Below are 23,484 nucleotides of genomic sequence, written 5' to 3'. Positions count from 1 at the left end.
TAAAGCGATAAAAGAAGGCGACTCGCGCCTTCTTCATTAGAATAGTAACTGCTGGTTTTTCATCAGATCCTGAACAGTTAGTGTACCGCTATGGGGGGCATCCAAATGCAATTGAATTAATTGCTGATAATTCGATGTACCATTCCGGTCAATGCTCAGGCTGGCTGTTTGCGTGGTTGAGTCGTAGTTAATCTGAACGTAGTTATCAATATTGCCAGCATTAGCTCCCGAACCAATCAGAGCGGTAATATCCAATAAGTCCGCATTGCTATCAGAGGTGACACTACCCAGATGGAAATCTGTCCATAGGTCATTACCACTATGTCCGCCGAGGGCGTTATTACTCAAGAGATCATAGCATACGGTATCTTGACCCGTTCCACCGGTGTAGCTATTAGTCCCTGCTCCACCGTCCATCCAATCATTCCCAGCACCACCATTCAACGTATTGTTACCACCACCAGTGGTGCGCAGGATGTCATTTCCAGATCCGCCTGTCAGAGAGTTGTTACCGCCAAAACCATAGATACGATCATTAGTAGTATCGGCACTTCTATTCACTGACGCCCCTGAGGTTGTTGTTTCATGAAGATAGCTTGGTGCTCCTGAACCTAAGAGAGAGGTTAATAAACCAGCGTTAAGCAGGCTACCCAAGTTAGTCGAAGTAGTACCAACTGTATCGGTACCCGATAGTGTTAGTGTATCTAATACGCCCAAAGAAATTAATGATGATGAGGTGTGTACTGTACCAAGTAATTCCAGGATAGCTTGGTTACTAATTATGCCACCAGGAGTTGATGAGGTTATGGTTAAAGTCATGTCGCCTGGATTCAGGGGGGTTACTAGCACCGGCATCGATGATACTGAAACGTTTAGTCCCAGGGCACTGGCAAGATTTGTATCATAAGCCCAGGATTGGCCTGCGTTTACCGATAAAATTGAGTGTAAATCCAAGGTTACACTCGTTAAATCCCCATTCTGATCGACAACTGCTAAGGGTTGTTGGGTTAAATCTATCAGACCTGCAAGATCGGCACCCACTATACCCAGTAGAGCACCGTTACTTAACGCTTCAACAGGCCTTACCTGAGCATATTCGGTTAACGTAAATGCATTATTTGTCGAATTCCCTGCGGCATCGGTGGCTATTACGGTAATATTATGTGTCCCGACAGATAGATTGTTGAAATGGAAACTCCATTTACCTGCAGAATCTACAGTCGCATTACCAAGATTAGTCGCGCCGTCAAAAATGGCTATTGTAGTGCCTGGATCTGTTGTTCCGTAGAGAGTTCCATTTGCATCATCTGATTGTCCTCCAGAATATACATTACCTTGAATGTTACCGACCTGATCTTCATAACCAAATACAGTTAATGTTGGTGGCGTTGTATCTATTGTGAAGCCAAAAGCTGCTGTTGGTACGCTTATATTACCTGCAGCATCAGTTGCTGTTGCTGTGAGGCTGTGTGCGCCATTTGAGAGTGGCGTACTTGGTGTGAAGGACCAAGTACCTAAGCCGTTTGTGGTGGTGGTACCAATCAATACACCGCCGTCATAAACACTAATGGTTGTACCGGCTTCTGCTGTACCTGTTAGAGTGGGTGTGGTGTCATTAGTCGTGCCACCAGCTACAATCGCACCGGTTATAGGTGCTACGTCATCTGCTACAGTGGTAATCACTGGGGCGATCGGCGCAACGGTATCCACTGTAAAGCCAAAAGCTGCAGTTGGCGGGCTCACATTCCCAGCTGCGTCAGTTGCTGTTGCTGTAAGGCTGTGTGCGCCATTAGCAAGCGGGGTACTTGGTGTGAAAGACCAAGCGCCTAAACCATTCGCAGTGGTAGAACCAATCAGAGCGCCGCCATCAAAAATGCTAATGGTTGTACCGGCTTCCGCTGTACCTGCCAGGGTTGGTGTGGAGTCATTGGTGGTGCCACCGGCTAAAATGGCACCAGTGATGGGAGCCACGTCATCAGTAACAGTTGTAATCACTGGTACCGCGGGTGCAATAGTGTCTACTGTAAAGCTAAACGATGCCGAGGATGGGCTCACATTACCGGCAGCATCAGTTGCTGTTGCTGTTAGGCTGTGCGCGCCATTAGAAAGTGGGCTACTTGGTGTTAAGGTCCATGTCCCTAAGCCATTTGCAGTAGTTGTACCAATTAGGGTGGCACCATCAAAGATATTAATGGTTGTACCAGCTTCTGCTGTACCTGTTAGGGTGGGCGTGGTGTCATTGGTTGAGCCACCTGCTGAAACGATACCTGTGTCAGGTACTACGTCATCAATCAGACTGGTAATTGCTGGTGCCAGGGGGGCAACCGTGTCTACCGTAAAGTTAAAGGCTGCAGTTGGAATGCTGACATTTCCAGCTGCATCGGTTGCTGTTGCTGTCAGGCTGTGTGTACCATCAAATAACGGATTTGGTGTAAAAGACCAGTTACCAGAACCATCGACAATGGTTGTGCCAAGCAGTGTACTGCCATCAAGAATGCTAATGGTTGTACCTGCCTCAGCAGTGCCTGTTAGGGTTGGTCTTGAATCATTGGTGGTGCCACCAGCTAAAATAGCACCAGTAATAGGTGCTACGTCATCAGTTACACTAGTGAGCACCGGAACTACAGGCGTAACAGTGTCGACTGTGAAACTAAATGCTGCAGTTGGCGTACTGACATTGCCTGCCGTATCTGTTGCTGTCACTGTCAAGCTGTGTGCGCCATTAGAGAGCGGGGTACTTGGTGTGAAAGACCAAGCGCCTAAACCATTCGCAGTGGTAGAACCAATCTGTATGCCGCCATCAAAAATGCTAATGGTTGTGCCGGCCTCAGCTGTACCTGTTAGTGTTGGCGTAGTGTCATTAGTCGAGCCGCCTGCTGAAATAGCTCCTGTGACTGGTGCTACATTGTCAGTTATGCTAGCAATTACTGGCGTTGCTGGTGCAATAGTGTCCACTGTGAAACCAAAGGTTGTTGGTGCACTGACATTGCCTATGGCATCAGTTGCTGTCACTGACAAACTATGTACTCCATCGAATAATGGGCTTGGAGTGAAGGTCCAATTGCCTGAGCCATCAGCCGTCGTGGTGCCAAGCAACGTGCTACCATCAAAAACCTTAATCGTTGCATTTGGTTCAGCTGTACCTGCTAAGGTCGGTGCTGAGTCATTGGTAGTGCCGCCAACTGCAATAGAACCTGTTATTGGTGATACATTATCGGTCACAGAGCTAATAATAGGCGCGGCCGGTGCTGTGGTATCTATGGTCAAAGTATTTGTTGCATTACCGGTGTTACCTGCAGCATCAGTTGCGCTGACAGCGATGGTGTATGAACCATCAGCCAAGGCTGGTACTGTATTATCAGCAAGCGTCCACGTTCCATTACCATTGTTTGTCGCTGGGTAATTAATACCATTAACAGTTACAATAACAATTGCACTCGGATCATCAACCGTACCTGTCAGGGCAGGGGTACTGTCGTTAGTTAATAATCCATCTACTGTCACTGCTGGTGAGGTTACATCTACAGTGAATGCGAAGGGTGCTGTTGGTGCACTTACATTTCCTAACCCGTCAGTGGCTGTAACCGTTATGCTATGCGACCCAGCAGGTAGTGATGCTGGAGTAAAAGACCAGCTACCTGAGCTATTTGCTGTCGTTGTGCCAAGCAGTGTGCCGCCATCATAAACACTAATGGTTGAGCCAGCCGCTGCGGCACCTGTAACAGTTGGCGTTTGGTCATTGGTAGATCCGCCCGCTAAAATGGGGCCTATTACTGGTGCGACGTTATCTGTCACTGCGACAATCATTGGAGCTGATGGTGCCGCTGTATTTACTGTTAAGGTATTTATAGCAGTTCCAACGTTACCTGCTGGGTCAATTGCAGTAACAGTTACTGTGTATGAGCCATCAGCTAAAGTAGTCACTGTATTGTCAGCAAGCGTCCAGGTCCCATTACCATTGTTAGTCGCTGTGTAATCAACATGATTAATAGTTACCACAATAGCTGAAGTAGGATCATTAATTGTACCTACCATTGCAGGAGTATTATCGTTAGTAACTAATCCATTCACTGTGACTATTGGTGCGGTCAGATCTATTGTGAAACTGAAGGGGGGGGTTGATGGGCTGACATTCCCAGCAGCATCAGTTGCCGTAGCTCTTAGGCTATGTGAACCTTCCAGCAATGATGATGATGGTGTAAAAGACCAGTTACCTGAGCTATCTGCGATGGTAGTACCAAGCTCTACCTGACCATCAAAAATTTTAATGGTTGCGTTAGCTTCAGCTGTTCCTGTCAGGGTTGGTGTTGAATCATTAGTAGTGCCACCGGCTGTAATCGCACCTGTTATTAGAAGGGCATTATCTGTCACTGCTGTAATAACTGGCGCTGCTGGGGCAGATGTATCCACAGTGAAAGCAAGCGTTGCAGTTGGCGAACTTACATTACCTGCTGCATCAGTTGCGGTTACAGTCAGGCTGTGTGATCCATCTGCGAGAGTTGGGGTAAAAGACCAATTGCCTATTGAATCTGTAGTTGTTGTTCCTAGTAAGGTATTACCATCATACACACTAATAAGCGTTCCAGGCTCAGCGGTTCCCATCAGGGTTGGTGTTGAGTCATTGGTTGAACCGCCGGGTGAAATTAATCCGGTTACAGGTGCTACATTATCAGTTAAGCCCGCAATAATTGGTATCGCTGGTGCTGTCGTATCAACGGTGAAGCCAAAAGCAGCAGTTGGCGTACTCACATTGCCAGCCGCATCTGTTGCTGTTACTGTCAAGCTATGCGCACCATTCGCGAGCGGTGTGCTTGGGGTAAAGGACCAGTTTCCTGTTGAGTCTGCAGTGACTGAACCAATTAATGTACCATTGTCGTAAATGCGCACAGTTGAACCCGCTTCAGCTGTACCCGTTAATGTTGGCGTCGAGTCATTGGTTGATTCACCTGCGGAAATCGAACCTATGATCGGTGCTACATTATCCGTTACGCTGCCAATCACAGGGGTCGCTGGTGGTGTTGTATCTGTCGCGTTATTTATAACTACAGAGGCTGGCGGTGATATATTGCCGGCAGCATCGATAGCTTGAACGTTAACAGTTTGGCCATTCGCTACGGGGGACGGTGAAGTATAACTCCAGTTACCACTGGCATTTGCAACCACGGTTGCATCGATTGTCCCATTATTATCTAGATCTAAACCTACCGTGCTACCCGGTTCAGCAGTACCTGTGAAGGTTGTACCATCACTTGGATTAACTGTAGGTGCAGCCGGTGCAGTAGTGTCTACTGTGAAAGCAAAAGAGGTTGGTGTACTGACATTCCCTGCACTATCGGTTGCTGTAGTTGTCAGATTATGTGTGCCATCAGCGAGTGGAGTGCTTGGAGTAAAAGTCCAGTTTCCTGATGGATCTGTTATGACCGAACCGAGCAATGTGCCATTGTCATAGACGTTGAGGGTTGAGCCGGCTTCTGCTGTACCTGTTAAGGTTGGGGTCGAGTCATTAGTCGCTGTGCCGACGGAAATAGTACCTATGACGGGAGCTACATTATCAGTCACGCTACCAATTACTGGAGCGGCTGGTGGCGTTGTATCCAATGAGCTATTTACAATAACAGAGGCTGGCGGTGATATATTGCCGGCAGCATCAATAGATTGGACGTTAACAGTTTGCCCATTCGAGACGGATGACGGTGTGGTATAGCTCCAGTTGCCACTGGCATCTGCAACCACAGTTGCGTCGATTGTACCATTATTATCTAGGTCTAAGCCTACTGTGCTACCTGGCTCAGCAGTGCCGGTAAAGGTTGTACCATCGCTTGGATTGACTGTGGGGGCAGTAGGTGCTGTTGTGTCTACAGTGAAAGCAAAAGAAGTTGCCGTACTGACATTACCTGCCGCATCAGTTGCTGTCATTGTCAAATTGTGCGCGCCATCAGCGAGTGGAGTGCTTGGGGTAAAAGTCCAATTACTTGCGGCATCTGTAAGGACTGAGCCAATCAGCGTACCGTTGTCGTAGATCTGAATAGTTGAACCTGCTTCTGCTGTACCTGATAAGGTTGGTGTCGAGTCGTTACTAGAACTACCTGCTGCGATGTTACCTGTAATTGGGGCCACATTATCAGTTACGTTAGTTATTACTGGAGCAGCTGGTGGTGTGGTGTCTAGGCTGCTATTTACTGTCACAGTGATAGTAGGAGAACTGTTACCCGCGGCATCTGTAGCTTGTACGCTTACAACTGAGTCATTAGGAATTGGAGTAGGCGAGGTATACTGCCAATTACCATTGTTGTCTGTAATGACGGTCGCATCAATTATGCCATCGCCATTAAAATCCAAGCTAACCGTGCTGCCAGGCTCTGCTGTTCCTTTGAAGGTTGTTCCATCTGTTGGATCGGCGATCGGGGTAGCAGGTGCTGTTGTATCCACTGTAAAACTGAAGGGTAGTGTTGGTGAGCTTACATTCCCGACCGCATCAGTTGCCGTTATTGTCAGGCTGTGCGCACCTTCGGGTAGCGAATTTGTAGTGAATGACCAATTGCCAGAAGCATCAGCTGTAGTTGTACCCAATAGTATGCCATTGTCATAAATGCTGATCGTCGCGCCTGCTTCAGCCGTACCTGAAAGCGTTGGTGTTGTATCATTCGTTGACCCACCTGCTGTAATGGCACCTAGCACAGGGAGTTGATCATCAGTCAAACCTGCTAAAATTGGTGTCGCGGGGGGGAGTGAATCAATAATCACTGTGGTTGGAGGTGATACATTACCCGATTGGTCAACAGCGACTACCGTTATAGTACCGCCGTTAGGTAAATTTCCTGGGTTGGGTATTGTCCAACTACCATCGAGTGAAGCAACAGCACTAGCTGTCGTTCCATCTGGGAAGGTTATTATTACTGTGGAGCCAGGTTCTGCCGTACCGCTAATAGGATTTGTTCCATTGACAGGATTAACTACTGGGGCTGAAGGTGGAGTTGTATCAGTCGTATCTAGCGGAAATAATCCTATGCCATTATGTCCGGAATGATAATGATCATCATGTTGAGAAGCACTTATACCGAGCGCCGCAAGTCCTGCGGCCGCACCACCGCCTAAGAGCCACAAGGGCAAAGAGGCTGCGGTATGTTCAGCAATAGGAAGTAATAAGCTGTCAATTGATGCTAGCGGGGTGTATTCACCAGGAGTAAACACGCCATGATTATTTATAAAATCAACCTGCCAAAAACCACCTTTGTGATCGATAAACACAAGCTTGTTATGGAGGGGGCCAAAAAAATTATCGATCTTGATAATTTCGCCATTTTTTAAGGTTATCACAACAGAATTACCAGCCTGCTCAATTTTTTTAACCTGATCGCGATAGGTACCCACTTCGACAATAGATGATTTGCTTAAGCTAATTTTGGCGCTGGTTGTTTTTTGTAAGATAACTGCATTTTCTCTCGATACCACAGTAACATTCGTTGTCATTTAGGCTCCCTCCTATACTGCAAGTAAGTATTGTTTGAGTTTATTAAATGGTGTTTTTACTCATTGGATTGCAAGTTATAAAAAAATAAATGAGCTAATACAGTAAAATACTTCCCAACAAATAACAATAATTATTAAAATCAAAGCTAAAAATTAATATTTAAAAGCATTTTCTATAAAGATAAGGATTTCTGAGTTCTATGAATAAAACTAAACAGCCAATCTTTTTAGCCTGGCTATCTCGTAGTAATTATCTATTGCTAATCGTTTTGCTATTTCACTCCCCTTTGTTGGCCGCAGAGATTCTTGGAAATAGTGACAATCTAGCCCTGGTAGATCGGGCGCAATTTAGTAATTTTGATATAGATATTAAAGCCGTCGAGGTGCTCCCACCTGATATCCGACCAACAGCAACTCGAAACCTAAGCAATATTGGTGGAGAGCTGGATCTCTTTGAAGCAGTTAGGATCGCATTGAATCGCCATCCTACAGTTAGCGCAGCTGCAGCTGCACTGGCGCAGCAAAATAGCGCAGTGGATCTTGCTAAAAGTGCATACTGGCCTCAGTTTCAAGCTGGTGTATCGAGTGGAAAGTATCAATGGGGAATTGGTAATCAGCAGCAGCTCATGCTTTTTGCTAATCAAACCTTGTACGACTTTGGCAAAATTAAGAATAATGTGAAAACCTCTAAGGCGGTAGCTAATCAGCAAAAAGCCTATATTTTGGACACTATTGATGAGGTTTCGCTGGAAACTGCTGAGGCGGTGATCAATATTAGTCGCTATCAATCTTTGATAAAACTTGTCCAGAGCCACATTTCCAAGATTAATCATATCTTGGATATTACCAAATTACGCGCTAAGGCAGGATTAACGAGCGAAGCAGATCCTATACAAGCAATTAGCCGTTATGAAAATGCCCAATCGCTATTGTTGGATACTCAAATGTTATTAAGACATTGGGAGGCTAGATTAAATACTTTAACTGGATTGCCTCCACCCTATAATTTAGCGCCTTTGCCAGAGAAACTGTTTGCCCAGGCTAAGCTATATAAAAATCCCGCACCCAACCAGTTACCTGTAGTTATTTCTGCGGAATATGAACGACAGGCTGCTTTGGCGCAAAAAGATTTAGCCCACGCAAATAGGATGCCGACACTTAGCCTTGAGGGGGCAATTAATCAGGGGATTAATGGTGTAACTTTCTACAATAACCTAGAGGGTGGAACCTATCGAACAGTGATGCTGAAAATCTCTAGTGCTCCTTGGCAAGGCAGTTCTCGGGCTTTGGTAGAGCAGGCTGCAAGCTATGCTATTGAGGCGGCGCGAGCAAAAAGAGATTCTGCCTATTTGCAAGTTTCAGATAAGATCAAAGACTATCGTGAACAAATCATGGGAACAAAAAAACGCTTAAAGGTTCTGGCCGAGAGGGAGCAAAGCATTATTAGAACCCGAGAGCTTTATGAGGAACAATACAAAGTAGGGCACCGTACTGCTCTGGATTTATTAAATGCTGAGCAAGAAATCCAATTTGCCGCTAGTGAGCGAGAAAACGCGCGCTATAACATGTGGCTATACATAGTGAAATATATTTCAGTTACCGGCCGTGCACGCAAAGTCTATTCACTGAACAACACCACAATTCAAGGTATTGAGATCAAATGAAGGATCAACAACTACAAAAGAGCGGTAATCAGCAATTACTACCGCCTAAAACGTCAATCATTCTAGGATTGTTTGCCCTGTGTTTTTTAACCTTTTTTGCTTGGGCATGGCATTTTAGAATTGATGAAGTCTCGACGGGAACAGGAAAAATAGTTCCTTCCTCTAAAGAACAGGTTATTCAATCCCTCGATGGCGGTATCCTCATGAATATTAAAGTAAAAGAGGGCGACATTGTTGCGCCTGGCCAAACCCTGGCGCAACTTGATCTGACTCGTGCTGAATCGATAGTTGCTGAAGGTACTTCTCGCTTACAGGCCGCACAAGCAACGGCAGCACGTTTGGGTGCTGAGGTTAGTGGTTTGCCATTAAAATTTCCCCGGAGTGTAATAAAAAATGCCGATTTGGTTTACCAGGAGACCGCCTTATACAAGTCACGGCGCACTAATCTTGAGGAGAGCATTGCTGGTTATAAGGAAGCCCTGTTCTTGGTCGAGCAAGAATTAAAAATTACCGAACCCTTAGTGGCTAAAGGAGCAGTCTCTAAAGTGCAGATATTACGACTTAAGCGTGATCAAAATAATTTACAAAATAAATTAAATGACACGCGGAACCAGTATCTGGTGCAGGCTCGTGAGTCACTTGCTAAGGCGAATGCAGAGATTGAAATGCAACGCTCTGCGGTGCGCGGCAAATTTGATTCAGTTGCTCGCTCAACCTTTAACTCCCCTGTGCATGGGATAGTAAAAGATCTGGAAATAACGACCATAGGCGGTGTAATCCCTCCTAATGGGAAGCTAATGACCATTGTGCCCTTAGATAAAAACTTGGTTGTGGAAACAAGGGTTGCTCCGCGAGATATCGCCTTCATTCATCCTGAACAAGAGGCGCTTGTTAAAATTACTGCCTATGATTATTCCATTTATGGCGGATTAAAGGGACGTGTTATCACCGTTTCTCCAGATACCATACAGGATGAAGTCAGACGTGATGTTTATTACTACCGCGTTTATATTCGTACAGACTCTAACTATCTGGTGAATAAGACAGGTGACAAATTCCCAATTGTTCCAGGGATGATTGCTTCTGTAGATATCCATACGGGTAGTAAGACTATTGCGGATTATCTGCTGACCCCTTTAAACCGTATCCGCGAAGCCCTTCGTGAACGTTAGGGGAAAAGTCATATTTGTAATGTTGTGATATAGAGGAGCGCTCAGCTCTGCCCTCTCCCCAATCCTCTACCGCGAAGGATATCATCGTATTATTAAAGTTCCTTGCGCGGGCGAGGGTTGGGGAGAGGGAGGAGTAAAGAACTGATTACCTACTCCTTGCGGTTTTCAAGCAAACTATCAACAACCTGTGGATTTGCTAAAGTTGACAAGTCACCAAGATCACTTAATGAGCTTACCTTGTTGTTGGCAATAAGCCGCAGGATTCGCCGCATGATTTTGCCTGAACGAGTTTTAGGTAAATCACTTACCCATTGAATAACATCGGGTTTGGCGATGGCGCCGATAGCAGATTTCACTGCACCAATTAACTCTCCATGTAATTGGACGCTGGGTTGGTAGTCTTTCTTCAGGCTGACAAAGGCGTGAATGCCCTGGCCTTTAAGGTCGTGGTGAATTCCAACTACAGCCGCTTCTGCAACATGAGGATGGGCAACCAGGGCGCTTTCGATTTCTGCGGTTCCCAGGCGATGTCCAGATACATTCAATACATCATCGATTCGTCCGGTAATCCAATAATCGCCATCCTTATCTCGGCGTGCACCATCGCCCGTCAGGTAATAACCTTGGTTAAAATAAGTTTCTCGATAGCGCTTATGATCTCCAGCGACAGTTCGTGCTATTGAAGGCCAAGGGTATTTAATGGCTAGCGAACCTTCACCTTCACCTTCTATTTCCTTGCCGTCTTCATCAAGCAGTGCAGGGTAAATACCAGGCAAGGGTTGGCTTGCCGCGCCGGGTTTTGCTCTATGGAATTCATCTTGAGGGCAGATCATGACGGCCCCTGTTTCTGTTTGCCACCAGGTATCCACAATAGGACATCGATTGCGGCCAACTTCTTGCTTATACCATTCCCAGACCTCGGGATTGATTGGTTCGCCAACTGTGCCCAATAACCTAAGTGTTTTTCTGTTTGTCGTAACTAACCAGGCATCACCCTCACGTTTTAGCGCACGAATTGCTGTTGGTGCCGTATAGAAAACAGTGACCTTGTATCGATCAATCATTTCCCAACAACGGGCTGGTGTTGGCCAGGTTGGTACACCAGCAAACACTACAGTGGTAATGCCATTACACAAGGGTCCATAGACAATATAACTGTGACCGGTAATCCAACCGACGTCTGCAGTACACCAGAAAACATCGGTTTCATCGCAATTAAAAATATGATGATGACTGAAGGCAGCCTGAACCAGATAACCGCCTGTTGTATGCACAATGCCTTTTGGTTGCCCCGTACTTCCTGAAGTATAAAGAATAAACAGAGGATCTTCTGCGTCCATCGGTTCGGGTTTACATTCAGCGCTGGCGCCTTCTTTTAATTCATGCCACCAATGATCGTACTTAGAATCAAAAACAACCTCTTTATCACTGTTTTTAACAACCAGACAAGAAATGTTAAGTCCTTCTCTGGCTTCGTCAGCTTGCTGTTTTTGTGCAAAATAATGCCCGCTACGGTAATACCCGTCAGCAGTTATGAGTAATTTACAATCAGCAGCTTGTAAGCGTTGGCGTAATGCAGAGGCGGAAAAGCCAGCAAAAACGACGGCGTGTATTGCGCCGATACGAGCACAGGCAAGCATTGCGATCGCTGCTTCAGGAATCATGGGTAGATAAATCCCTACCTTAGTTCCCTTGCCAATTCCCAGGGATTTGAGCACATTGGCCATGCGGCAGACTTCCGCATGTAATTCAGCAAAACTGAGGCTCAGTTGCTGACTGGCATTGTCCCCTTCCCAAAGGATAGCGGTTTGGTTGGCTTTATGCGGTAAATGTCTGTCCAGGCAATTAGCGCTAACATTGAGTTTGCCCCCACTAAACCAGCGTATATCGCCGCTAGCGAAACTCCCTTCTAAAACTGTTTTCCAAGGGACTAGCCAATCAACATAGTCCAGGGCTGTCTTAGCCCAGAACTGTTCAAGAGTCTCTAAGGGATTATTCATGGGGATACTGTCCTTGAGCTAGGGCTTTAATAATGGCAGAGAAATCTAAGAGCTTATGTCCTTCGTCGTTAAACTGTTGGTATATGGCGGTGGCTTGTGCACCCAAGGGGGTCTCTATGCCAACCGTAGAGGCAGAACTTTGGCTCAGTTTCAAATCTTTAAGCATCATCGCTGAGGTAAAACCAGGTTGATAATCTCTATTGGCTGGCACATTAGGTAAGATTCCTGGAACAGGGACATACTGACTCATTGCCCAACATTGGCCGGAAGAGTTGCCTACCACTTCAAAGAGTTTTTGCGCGGATAAGCCAAGGTTTTCAGCTAGGATAAAGGCTTCTGAGATTGCAATCATAGAAATACCCAGAATCATATTGTTACAAATTTTTGCTGCCTGGCCGCTTCCGGCGGGCCCTGTATGAATAATTTTTTTACCCATTGCTGTCAGGATTGGTTTTGCCTGGTCAAAGGATTGCTCCTGTCCCCCAACCATAAAGGTTAAAGTTGCTGCAGCGGCGCCAGCAACACCACCAGAAACTGGGGCATCTACTACAAGTAAATTGTGGTTCATTGCTTGTTGATGTAGTTCCCGGCTGCTTGGTACATCAATTGACGAGCAATCGATATAGAGGCTATTCGCAACTGCATGAGCGAATAAACCCTGGTCGTCCAAACAAACCTGCTGAACCTGAGACCCGCTTTGCAACATTGTAATGATAACGTCCTGATTAACCGCTGCATCCTTCAAGGATTGGGCCGCTAAGCCGCCTGCTGTTGCCAGGTGTACAACTGCCTGCTGCTCTAAGTCAAAGCCAGTTACGATATGACCTGCTTTGACTAAGTTAATTGCCATGGGCAAACCCATATGCCCAAGGCCTACAAATCCAATTCGTGCCATCCTAATCTCCTTACTCATGGGTCGGCATTATAAAGGCACTTTCAGCAAGCCCTGTAACCGGCCATTTGCTGGTAATGGTTTTTCGGCGCGTATAAAAATTAATGCTCTCCGGTCCATGCATATTCGTATCCCCGAAGGCTGAATCTTTCCAACCACCAAAAGGATGATTGGCAATAGGTACAGGAATAGGAATATTAACCCCGACCATGCCAACCTGTACTCGTTGACTGTATTCACGTGCGCTATAACCGTCACGGGTAAAAATAGCTGTGCCATTGCCAAATTGATGGCGGTTAACCAGTGACAAGGCTTGCTCGAAATTATCGACACGCAGTATAACCAAGACAGGTCCGAAAATTTCATTTTGATAAATGGACATGGATTCAGTCACACCATCAAAAAGGGAAGGGCCGACAAAATAGCCAAGCGGATGTTTGGGGTGTTTGAAATGACGGCCATCAATAAGCAATTTCGCGCCTTCTTCTACGCCCTTGTTGATGGCACTTAAGACGCGCTCTCGGTGTGCACTGCTAATTAAGGGTCCCATATCGCAGGCAGCAGCATCGCCGGCATCGATGCGAATTGCTTGGATAAGAGGATTTAATTTTTCAATGAGCCGGTCGCCTGTATCCTTGCCGACAGTCACTAGAGCTGAAATAGCCATACAACGCTCGCCGGCTGAGCCGAAAGCCGCACCGACTATGGCGTTTGCTGCCTGATCTAAATCGGCATCGGGCATTACCACTGCATGATTCTTGGCGCCGCCGAAGGTATGGGCGCGTTTGCCATGGGCTGTTGCAGTCGTGTAAATTGCTTTCGCTACAGGTGTTGAGGCAACAGCTGTAAAAGAACTGATATCCGGATGAGCCAAGAGGTATTCTACGGTTGCTTTATCACCCTGCAGGCAATTGGCAACCCCATCAGGCAAACCTGCTTCAGTCAACAATTCAAGTAAGCGAATGGGGGCGGAAGGGTCTTGCTCGGATGGTTTTAAAATGAAGGTATTACCACAGGCAATGGCTGGAATCATCATCCAAACAGGAACCATAACCGGGAAATTAAAGGGTGAAACACCAGCACAAACCCCTAAAGGCTGGCGGATAGTATGGCAGTCAATGTGAGTGGTCACATCGGCTGAAAAATTGCCTTGTAATTGATTGACAAGACCGCAATGAAACTCGACTACTTCAATAGCACGAGCGACAGAGCCTTTGGCGTCATCCAGGGTTTTACCATGCTCACGGGTTACAATCTGTGCTAAATCCAGCTGGTATTTCTCCAGCAGCTCTCTGAATTTGAATAAAATGCGCGCTCGCTTAACAGGAGCTGTTTCCGCCCAGGCAGGCCAAGCCTCTTTGGCTGTTGCAATCGTTTTATCGCAAAGCGCCTTATCGGCAAAAAATACTTGCCCGATGGCCTCGCCAAGAGCAGGGTTATAAATGGTATGTGCTTGGGTTGTGCTCGTACTAATTGGTTTACCAGCAATATAGTGTGGAACTATGTAACTCATCACTTTACTCCTTGTGGGATGTGTTTAAGGCTATTCGAAATAAGCGCTAATTAAAATTTGGTAAAGAGGCTTGCTCTCATGGTTTGATGAACCGCGGGTTTCTATAATTTCGAAGTGAGAATATTCGCCAGCTTGTTCTAAGGCATTTTCTAATGCGCCGTTGATACTGTGGTCAGAGTAGCCGGTGTAATCCCCTTTTGTAATTCCAGTCATCCTTTTACCATCCATTGAAGCTAAGGGAAAAACAGTGTAGCACGAACCGGTCTTTTGACAGAATCGCAAATGAAAATTGTTTTTAAGTGGAAGTGGAATTGTCAACGCCCTCTAAATCATTTAATAATAAATAACCAAAGTGGACAAAGGACGGTAAACATGGGACAAGAAAAAACGATTTTACGTGTACCTGAGGGTCTTGAGTTAAATGAGACGCTCATTGCAAGTTTACGAAAAATTTTGGGCGAAGATAATTTCATTCTTGAACGTTATTCGAATACTGCTGACATACAAAAAAGTTATCAGCGTAGGGCGGATGCTCTTGAACAAGCATTTCTCTCGGTAATTGACACACTTCCAATGAAAACCCAGGGAAAAGTTGAACAAGACAAAGAGGTTTTGAAGGGGCAGCTGAAGACCTATCTTGCCTGGTGTCGAGCACAATGCTTTTTTGCTGCCGATGCAGATATCGAAACCTATCAAAAATCATTATCTCGTTATACTGCCTTGTTAATCGGTGCGCTTTATGACCATTGTGATTGGTCTATCACAGGGCAAGGGAAAAAGAAAAAACTTTCGTTTAACTCTCCAGTGCAGGCCTCAAACCCGGAAGAGAATATACAAGTTGAACAAGAGAAGAGAAAAGAACTTGCCGCAGAAATTTTAAATAAAGCGGAGCACTATCTCACTATGCAGCAGGGGCGCGATAATATTGCTACGCTGGTGCCAATGAATGTGCACAATGTGGGTGACTTAGTTTTGCTTTGGGATAAGCAATTACCCCCTTGTTCACCAGAAACAATTGCTGATCTGGAGGTTATTAGCAAGAGTTCTCTGCTAACAACACCACAATGGTTTCGTGACCTGACGAGCTATCAACAGTTGTTCTTCCTTACTATCGAGAAAGAAGAGATTTCTCTTGCTAACCTCAAATTTGATACCAATAACCTGATACTCAGCTGGCAAGGGATTAAAGAGACTAATAGCCAGGTTACCCTGGAGCAAGACCTGCAGGCTATTGCTACAGGGGCTGAGCCCTTGCCTCGTTGGTTTACACAATTAAGTGTTGTGCATCGAAATACTATCCGTGCCCTAGTATCGCCGAATATAAGCTTATCTAAGTTTGAAGTGCGAATGAAAAAATTAGAAAGCACACTTACGGAATTGGCTCTCCGTAAATTAGATCAATTACCTGCAGAGGCGGTGCAATTGCGGCAATTACCTTATTGGTATTTAGTCTTGCCCGATTATAATCAGCGTTTGTTGAAAGAGCATTTAAATCGTGCAAGTAAAAAAGGTGTGACTGACCTGGCTAAAGTTTTTTCTTTTTTACCTAGTGGTTTTCGCTCTGTACCGGCCTTATCCAATTTTGGCCAAAATCAACTGTTTGTTCTTGATTCCCAAGGAAGTATTAGCGATGAAATGGCCGCAAGGCTTCGTTTCAGCCATCCGGCTTCGCGGGATGTTATCAAAATGCCTGAGCAGATTGCGGAGTTGCATACCCGAAGGAATTTGCTAAGGATTCTTAAGTTTACAGGGCAGCGCCTGTTGTTATTACAAACGCTGATAAGCCCTGAGCCGACCATTAGTTATTTTAGGCCGGATATGCCTGACTATTATCTGGATCTACAACGGAAAATGGCGGTTGCCTGGGCTCGCAGAACATTGGGAGCAACGATTGTTTCAAGCAATCATCCTTATAATTACGCGCGAATTATTGACTATACAGCATCAAACAACGCAGATTGTCTGGAAATTTTAAAGGTAGTGGAGTCCTTTACTGCTTTAGAAGGTTTGCCTAAAGTCCATGGTAGCTGGGAGTTAGCGCAAATTGAAGATTTGGTTAGCGCTGTTATTACTGATTTGGATAGGGGGCTAGAGAATTACGATGAGCGGGCTGGCGAGGCCAATATTGCAATAAAAACAGAATTATTGATCTTCTTTAAAAAAAATCCCGATTTTTTGAAACTATGGCCTAATGGGCAAAAGACAGTTGCTGATTCTCTTTTTACTGTGAATCAAGAAGAGCATAATCAAAAAAGATATTCGGCTCATAAAGCCTGTTTAAAGGATCTATCGGAGCTAGCACAGGATTATCGTGCAGTACTGAATTCAGGTATAGGTTCAGCATCAGTCTTTGACTACAATGGCAGAGAGCTTTTTTTAAGTACCCAAGAAGATCTAATGGTATCCATAGCTGGCGGCCAAAGTAGCGGTTCCTGTGTTTCCAACAAGGATCGAAAATGGATTCAAATCTGCCATACCAATGCGGCCTATATCTATCGTTTGATTTACAAGCGCTGGCCTAAATTTAGCGATACTGGAACTGATAGAACCAATTTTGTCAATATTGTTGCAAGGCTTTATATCTCACAACATGGCCATCGCTACGCAGGCCAGAATGCACCTGATTCGGACGGTATTAAAACACCAGATATGTATTTGCCAAAGGATATTGCAGAAGCAATTAAAACCTTGCTTAACAATCCAAATGCTTTAAGAAATGATGACATTCTGGCAAGCAATAATGTGGTGAAAGAAATTGGTGATGCGCTTGCCCAGGTAAACCCTGGCTTTTCAAACTATATTTTCCCAGTGCTGAGGTTATCGGAGCCACATCGTCTAATCTTGCTCGCTGAACTTAAGGCTTTAATGGGCGAAGATAAATTTTGGCAGAATGCACTTTCCTACTGGGCGAGCTTTTATAAGTCTGCACCGGATGGTATTTCCCAGATTAAAAGCCATATACAAAATAGCGATATTAATACTGATTCAACGGCGGTTTTGGCTCATATCTTTCGTGATATCGTGCTGCGTCCCGAGTCATCCACTAAACGTAGCGGCCATACCCAGGATGTTTATGATGCGATTCTAGACTTGTTTCAAGCCCCAGATCCGGAGGCTAAGTTCGATGATGTGTTACAAAATCTTCAGCAGATTAAGAAAACCGCCTTTGAATCGAGTGCAGCCATTATGGTTGCGTCGGTTTGATGGTTTGTGCCATTGGGTTTATCCTTCTCCCTTCTAGGGAGAAGGTGCTTGAAGGGCTAAGCCTAGTTCACTTTTACTGCTTTTCCGAAAGACGTTCTGGATGCTATTAACTATCCAATATCGTCTCTAATCCATAATAAAGCGTATTCAGTTTTTGAACACCTTGGCAGGCAAGAATCAGCCCGGGCATGAAAGACGCTCGATCGATACTATTGTGTGAGATTGTCAGGGATTCACCATGGGAGCCGAAAATAACTTGCTGGCTAGCGATAAAACCGGGCAATCGCAGCGAGTGAATCGGTACACCCTGATGACTGCCGCCTCGGGCGCCAGATACTAGTTCACGCAAGGCTAATTGGTTAGGGCTCGAGTTTCTTGCTTTGGCGATCATTTCTGCAGTTTTCATTGCAGTACCTGATGGCGCATCCAATTTTTGTTGATGGTGGGTCTCTATTATCTCTACTTCTGTAAGAAAACGAGCAGCTTGGGCTGCAAAACGCATCATCAAGACAGCGCCGATTGAAAAATTGGGAACTATAATGCCCCCTAATTCTTGGGCGTCGCAGTATTGTTTAAGGGTTTTAATTTGATCATCAAGCAAACCGCTGGTACCTATAACAGGGTGCGCTCCGCTGTCGATGATAGTTAGACTATTCTCGTAGACACAATCTGCTCGTGTGAGATCGATGACTATAGTTGCTTTGGTCTCTGCAATTGCCTGTCTTAGGTTGTCTTGTCTTGTTAACCCTGCTACAAGTAAAAAATCAGGGTGGTTCTTAATGGTTTCACAAGCAAGGGAGCCCATTTTGCCGTGAGCACCATTAACAATCACAGGAATTTGCATAGATTCTCCAATCAGGGTACTTAAAGATTTTTATATTCGCTTTCAAAGCGTCACTGCGAAAGGCTTCGAGGCGGCCAAAAGGCCTCCTCAGCCCGAACGGCTTTGATGTAGCCTCCTATCCATAACTGACGCTAACTTAATGGCAGTGAGGCTAAGACTATAGTATTTTTATTGCTCAGATTTTATTTGGGTTTGCTGTTGTTCAGGATTTACCTGAGCTTCTTGTTGAACCTCTTGTTGCGCTTTTGCTTGGGCTTGTTGCTCCGCTCTTGCTTCAGCACGATATTGTTCAACTTTCTCAGCTTCTTTCTCAGCTTTGCGAGCCTTACGTGCATCTCTAAGTGTACGTAGTGCCCAGACAGCTGCAAAAGGCCAGCCAAACACAGAGGCCTGCATGATCAAAGCAATAACAGCACCGCCAGGATTATCCTCGAGCAACAAGATTAACCAGGGAAAAAGGATTGCCACAAGTGACATCAACATACGGACTATCATAAGCTAATTACCTTCTGTTCAACCTAAATAAGAGTATACACCGAATAGTTTTAATTTTGCGAATATCTCTGTGCGAGCACATGTCTCAGAGCGTCACTGTGAAAGGCTTCGAGACGGCCTAAAGGCCTCCTCTGCCCGAGCGGCTTTGAAGTGAGACCTAAGCTCTCTGTTGAACACTTGCAAATTCAATTTAATCATTGTACATTGTATGCGCATTTTTAAATGGAAATTAATTTTCCAATATAGCAATCTACATCCCGCACTTTTTTCCAGCCATGCATTTCAGCGGCGTTGTCCTTGCTATAGTGTTATCAGTTATCTAAATAGGGTAGTAGCATGAGAAGACAAGAGCTTCATCCGCGTACAGCAGTGATTAATAAAGCACAAAAGAATAAATCCAAAAAAGCTCGCAATGAAGCTTTATCATGGTTAGCAGCCGCTTTTCCGCAAGTATTTGATAATACAGCGCGAATCAGGCCTCTCAAAGTAGGTATTATGGATGATATCCTGGCCTACGCTGACAAAGCCGAGGACGCTGGAATTTCACGTAGTAAGTTACGTGAAGCAGTCGTAGTTTTTACTCGTCGAATCGATTATTTAACCTGTTTGAAGGCGCGAGAAACTCGTGTTGATCTCAATGGTGAACCTGTTGCTCAGGTGACTGAGGAAGAAGCAGAGCGAGCAAGCACTAAAATCAGAAAACGCGTTGAGAAGAGCGCGCGTAATGCCCGTAAAAACCTTGCCGGCAAGATTCCAAGCCATTACAACGTTAAACCTTCTGCTCAGCAAGGCTATCACAATTCCCAGGATACTTTCTCTGGATTCCCTGAGCGTGCTCCCGCATTTAGTGCACAGAACCCAGTTATGGCTCCCTCTGCACGAACCGCCGCAGCCGTGGTAGTTAAACATAAGACAACGAGACAATTTGATCCCAATGCAGTAGCACGATTGAAGGAAAAATTAGGTTTATCTCGTAAAGCTGATGTACAGAAAGAAACATCAGAATAAGTTTTCTCTGCATGATGTAGCGTAGTACAAATACGTACGTCATGTCGAACGTAGAGAGACATCTCCTGAGTGTAGCACTGTGCTAATCTCGGAGATCCCTCACTATGTTCGGGATGACGAGCGATGTTTGGATGACGGGTTACGCTATTCTGAAGACTCTTCAAAAAGCTCGGTTATACCCGTTGGCAAAGGAATTGATATCATCTTTTTATAATCAATCCATACTATCTTGGATAAGCCTTGGGTCATCAAGGTTTCTTCTTGATAAATCTCATGATCGATAATGAAGCTTGAACGTCCGATGCTATGCAAGGAATTCTTAAGCGTGATAGTCGCAGGGTAAACGATCGGTTTCAGAAAAGTACAAGCAACATGAATAACCACTGGGCCTGTTGATTTCTGCAGGGTGAAATTCATAGATTCCAGCCACTCAATGCGCGCTTGTTGGAAATAATCGAAATAACGGCCATTGTTGACATGACCTAGGGCATCCATATCACCCCATTCAATGGCGAAGGTTTTTTGATGAACAGCTATTTTTTTGTCTGTCATGATAGGTCTACTGGGTCGACGTCCACATTCCAGCGGACATTGTTAGTTAATTTATTGATTGTTAACCAGCTTCGTAACTTCGTCAATGACTGATGCAAGGTTTTACGCGAAGGGGATTTGACTAATAATTGCATGCGATGTTGGTTGGCTTTGCGGGCAAGGGGGGCTGGCGCCGGCCCTAACACTCTAATTCCTTCACTTTCTAATTGCTGTTTAGACTTATGCAAAAAATGCAGTACCTTGCTTGCCGTTTTATGCTGGGCGCGGATTACCGCGAGATATTGAAAAGGAGGCAGCTCGGCTTGTTGCCGGATTATTAGTAAGGCTTTGGCAAAGGCATCATAGCCATGCTGGATTAGTAAATTCAGTAAAGGATTATCGGGTAGATGGGTTTGTATAAGTACTTGACCAGAATGTTCTGCCCGCCCAGCGCGGCCGGAAACCTGGGTTAATAATTGTCCCAAGCGCTCAAGGGCACGGAAATCCTGGTTGTAAAAGCCTGCATCCGTATCGAGCACGACAACCAAGGTCAGGCGCGGAAAATGATGCCCCTTGGCCAACATTTGTGTGCCAACGATTAATTGTGCTTCGCCTTTGTTGATTCGCTCTAGTTGGGTATCAAGGGCATTTTTCTTTCTTACTTCGTCACGATCGATGCGCAGGAGGCTGGTCTTGGGAAATTGCTCTTGTAAATACTCGTGGATTCGCTGGGTGCCAGCGCCGATGGGCAATAACTCCTGGTTTGTACAAGAGGGACAGTGACTAGGAATCGCTTTATTCAATCCACAATGATGGCAAACAAGACGACCCAATTTACGATGCAAGGTAAGATGTGAATCACAACTTGAGCAATCGGATATCCAACCGCAATGGTGGCAAAGTAAAACGGGGGAAAAGCCGCGACGATTAATAAAAACTAATACTTGATTCCCCTGGCTCAGATGTTTAGCAATAGCATCTAAGGTGATTGGCGCTAGACCCTGTTGTAGATTAATGCTACGGATATCTACAAGTTGAAAGTATAGAGGCGTTCTGGATATCGCTTTTTGATTGAGACGTAATAAATGGTATTTATTTTGTGCACAATTATGCATGCTCTCAAGACTAGGTGTCGCTGAGCCTAAAATGATAGGAACCTTGGCCAAATAGGCTCGCATAAGCGCTGTGTCACGGGCAGAATAGCGAACCCCATCCATTTGCTTGAGTGAACTATCATGCTCTTCATCAATAACAATCATCCCCAGATCAGGGATTGGCGTGAAAACAGCTGCTCTTGTGCCAATGATTAATTTTACTAGCTTATCCTTGGCTAGCTGCCAAGCTATCTGGCGCTCGCTTTCATTCAGATTAGAATGGATCACCGCCATGGGCTCACTAAAGCGCGCGCTGAACCGAGCTAATAACTGCGGAGTCAAACCAATTTCTGGAACCAAAATCAAAACTTGCCGTCCTTGTGCAAGAACCTTAGCAATCAGCTGCAGATAAACTTCTGTCTTACCACTACCGGTTACTCCATGTAATAAAAAACATTGATAGAGGTTTAATGATTCAGAGATTGTATTAACAGCCTCAGCCTGTTCAGTATTTAAAGTTAAGGGGCTATCTGTTGCTTGCTGCCCTAAACTGGGGAGACGTATTTTTTGTGATAGAGCAATGATTCCTTGGTCTAGCAAGGTTTCTATCTGTAGACGACTGAATCCCGCATCGATTAACGCAGCCTTCGCGCTTGCTGTTTTTTGCTCAGCTAAAAAATCAATGAGTGCCCGCTGTTTTTTCGCTCTGGCAGGGATCAGCTCTTCTGCCTTAGTTTTATCAAGAGCTAATTCGTAGAAATCGGCAACAGGGAGAGAAACCTCTTCGCCGCTGCGATATTTTTTCGGTAAGGCTAGGGGAATGACCTCTGAAAGAGGGGATTGGTAATAGGAGCTGATCCATTGACATAAACCGAGCATCGACTCATCTAATAACGCCTGCTCATCCAGTACAGCCGTGATCGACTTTAATCTGTCCTTCTCGATTTCAGAGCTGTCTTTGGCAATAACCAGACCTAAGCGAGTCTTTGAGTGAAAAGGAACCCAAACCCGGGCACCAATACAGGGTTTAAAGTCTCCGCCCAGATAGTCAAAATAATCGCGGCTAGTGTGCGGAATGCAGATTCTATAGACCGTATTCACTCTGACCGTTGCCATTCATGGCTTGCTGATTGTCCTGGTGCTGAAAATACCTTGACTACAACTTTTTCAAGTCTGTGACGAATTAACTCAGCTTTATCCTTCACTAATTCCTCCACAAACCAGCGCGATAACTCTTCGACAGTAATATTGGTTAACGGCATGAGGGTCACATCCTCTTTTAGGAAAGGTATTTTTTTATGGTTAAAGGTGAAATAGTAATAACTGTCATCTTCTGCAAATTGCAAAAAAGGAGAAAACTGCGGCATCAAAAACGTTTGATTGAGGTGGCGGCATAGTTTATGGATGCGTTCTTTATAATAGCGATAATCAAAGGTCATTCCATTTTCTTCAACCCAGGTTGTCAGCGCCAGATAGACCCCATACATATGACCGTGTAGCGGCTCCCGCTCGGTCGAAGAGAAAATAGTGGTATGTCCCGCAGAAAACTTCATCGACTCTTTTTGCAGTTCTACAGTGGTTAAATATTTTTTCATAA

General features: G+C 45.2%; 14 protein-coding genes. 4 read left to right on the top strand and 10 right to left on the bottom strand.

Features of this window, described 5'->3' with window-relative positions:
• Window positions 1–36: 36 nt before the first annotated feature.
• The gene (locus BN1094_RS19585; RefSeq protein ID WP_052403069.1) at window positions 37–7,470 is read right to left on the bottom strand and encodes an Ig-like domain repeat protein; all 7,434 of its coding nucleotides are present in this window, start codon (window positions 7,468–7,470) and stop codon (window positions 37–39) included.
• 200 nt (window positions 7,471–7,670) lie between these two features.
• On the opposite strand from BN1094_RS19585, the gene BN1094_RS01430 reads away from it, so the two are divergent.
• A complete protein-coding gene (locus tag BN1094_RS01430; protein ID WP_052403068.1) occupies window positions 7,671–9,134 on the top strand; it encodes a TolC family protein in 1,464 nt (487 codons plus the stop codon).
• Window positions 9,131–10,306 carry a beta-barrel domain-containing protein gene (locus tag BN1094_RS01425; RefSeq protein ID WP_043872642.1) on the top strand — a complete coding sequence of 392 codons (1,176 nt, stop codon included), beginning with the start codon at window positions 9,131–9,133 and terminating at the stop codon, window positions 10,304–10,306. Before BN1094_RS01430 ends, BN1094_RS01425 begins: the two co-directional genes overlap by 4 nt.
• 149 nt (window positions 10,307–10,455) lie before the next feature.
• On the opposite strand, the gene acs is transcribed toward BN1094_RS01425, so the two are convergent.
• The 4 genes from acs to BN1094_RS01405 are packed head-to-tail and all read right to left on the bottom strand — an operon-like array spanning window position 10,456 to window position 14,924.
• Window positions 10,456–12,306, bottom strand: coding sequence for an acetate--CoA ligase (acs, locus tag BN1094_RS01420; RefSeq protein ID WP_043872641.1), 1,851 nt, complete (start codon window positions 12,304–12,306; stop codon window positions 10,456–10,458).
• Window positions 12,299–13,201 carry a 3-hydroxyisobutyrate dehydrogenase gene (gene mmsB, locus BN1094_RS01415; RefSeq protein WP_043872640.1) on the bottom strand — a complete coding sequence of 301 codons (903 nt, stop codon included), beginning with the start codon at window positions 13,199–13,201 and terminating at the stop codon, window positions 12,299–12,301. Before mmsB ends, acs begins: the two co-directional genes overlap by 8 nt.
• A 10-nt stretch (window positions 13,202–13,211) precedes the next feature.
• Window positions 13,212–14,711 carry a CoA-acylating methylmalonate-semialdehyde dehydrogenase gene (locus tag BN1094_RS01410; protein ID WP_043872639.1) on the bottom strand — a complete coding sequence of 500 codons (1,500 nt, stop codon included), beginning with the start codon at window positions 14,709–14,711 and terminating at the stop codon, window positions 13,212–13,214.
• 30 nt (window positions 14,712–14,741) lie between these two features.
• Window positions 14,742–14,924 carry a hypothetical protein gene (locus BN1094_RS01405; RefSeq protein WP_043872638.1) on the bottom strand — a complete coding sequence of 61 codons (183 nt, stop codon included), beginning with the start codon at window positions 14,922–14,924 and terminating at the stop codon, window positions 14,742–14,744.
• Between the two features lie 159 nt (window positions 14,925–15,083).
• Between BN1094_RS01405 and sidP the strand changes: the two genes are divergently transcribed.
• The gene (sidP, locus tag BN1094_RS01400) at window positions 15,084–17,915 is read left to right on the top strand and encodes a Dot/Icm T4SS effector PI-3-phosphatase SidP (RefSeq protein ID WP_043872637.1); all 2,832 of its coding nucleotides are present in this window, start codon (window positions 15,084–15,086) and stop codon (window positions 17,913–17,915) included.
• Window positions 17,916–18,021: 106 nt separating this feature from the next.
• Here the strand turns inward: sidP and dapB are convergent, their stop codons facing one another.
• Window positions 18,022–18,759 carry a 4-hydroxy-tetrahydrodipicolinate reductase gene (gene dapB, locus BN1094_RS01395; protein WP_043872636.1) on the bottom strand — a complete coding sequence of 246 codons (738 nt, stop codon included), beginning with the start codon at window positions 18,757–18,759 and terminating at the stop codon, window positions 18,022–18,024.
• 168 nt (window positions 18,760–18,927) lie between these two features.
• Window positions 18,928–19,254: a hypothetical protein gene (locus tag BN1094_RS18645; RefSeq protein ID WP_052403067.1), complete on the bottom strand. Its 327-nt coding sequence runs from the start codon at window positions 19,252–19,254 to the stop codon at window positions 18,928–18,930.
• 336 nt (window positions 19,255–19,590) lie between these two features.
• Between BN1094_RS18645 and BN1094_RS01385 the strand changes: the two genes are divergently transcribed.
• Window positions 19,591–20,262 carry a ProQ/FinO family protein gene (locus BN1094_RS01385; RefSeq protein ID WP_043872635.1) on the top strand — a complete coding sequence of 224 codons (672 nt, stop codon included), beginning with the start codon at window positions 19,591–19,593 and terminating at the stop codon, window positions 20,260–20,262.
• 144 nt (window positions 20,263–20,406) lie between these two features.
• On the opposite strand, the gene BN1094_RS01380 is transcribed toward BN1094_RS01385, so the two are convergent.
• Genes BN1094_RS01380 through BN1094_RS01370 form a run of 3 tightly spaced genes read right to left on the bottom strand, consistent with a single transcriptional unit; the run spans window position 20,407 to window position 23,482 of the window.
• Entirely contained in the window at window positions 20,407–20,814 is a 408-nt protein-coding gene (locus BN1094_RS01380) for an acyl-CoA thioesterase (RefSeq protein WP_043872634.1), read from the bottom strand.
• Window positions 20,811–22,988 carry a primosomal protein N' gene (locus BN1094_RS01375; protein WP_043873638.1) on the bottom strand — a complete coding sequence of 726 codons (2,178 nt, stop codon included), beginning with the start codon at window positions 22,986–22,988 and terminating at the stop codon, window positions 20,811–20,813. Before BN1094_RS01375 ends, BN1094_RS01380 begins: the two co-directional genes overlap by 4 nt.
• On the bottom strand, window positions 22,985–23,482 hold the full coding sequence (locus tag BN1094_RS01370; protein ID WP_043872633.1) for a 6-pyruvoyl trahydropterin synthase family protein: 498 nt from the start codon (window positions 23,480–23,482) through the stop codon (window positions 22,985–22,987). Before BN1094_RS01370 ends, BN1094_RS01375 begins: the two co-directional genes overlap by 4 nt.
• Window positions 23,483–23,484: the final 2 nt, after the last annotated feature.

The sequence above is a fragment of the Legionella massiliensis genome (genome assembly GCF_000756815.1).
GTDB lineage: Bacteria > Pseudomonadota > Gammaproteobacteria > Legionellales > Legionellaceae > Tatlockia > Tatlockia massiliensis.
The sequence above is the reverse complement of the archived record's forward strand: the minus strand, read 5'-3'. Positions and strand labels throughout refer to the sequence as shown.